The organism is Bacillus cereus group sp. BfR-BA-01383 (assembly GCF_022663495.1).
GTDB classification, from domain to species: Bacteria; Bacillota; Bacilli; order Bacillales; family Bacillaceae_G; genus Bacillus_A; species Bacillus_A cereus_AU.
The window spans coordinates 1-218 of sequence record NZ_JAKUFP010000152.1 but is presented as its reverse complement, the minus strand read 5'-3'; the positions used below and the strand labels follow the sequence as shown (position 1 = coordinate 218).

Below are 218 nucleotides of genomic sequence, written 5' to 3'. Positions count from 1 at the left end.
CATCTTTCAGATGACCAAAAAACGATTCTTGTGGAGCGTTATCCCAACAGTTTCCTCTTCTTGACATGGATTGCCCGAGATTTAGCTTTTTAACTAGTTTTTGATAAGTAGGACTTGTGTAATGGGCCCTTGATCTGAATGAATATATGCACCTTCAGTCAATCGAATCCTCTGATTCCTTTTCAGTTTATGAAGGGTTGTCGTTACGAGGTCTAATG

General features: G+C 39.4%; 1 pseudogene. It reads right to left on the bottom strand.

Features of this window, described 5'->3' with window-relative positions:
- A pseudogene (locus MR065_RS27385) lies at positions 1-218 on the bottom strand (IS3 family transposase); the annotation flags it as partial.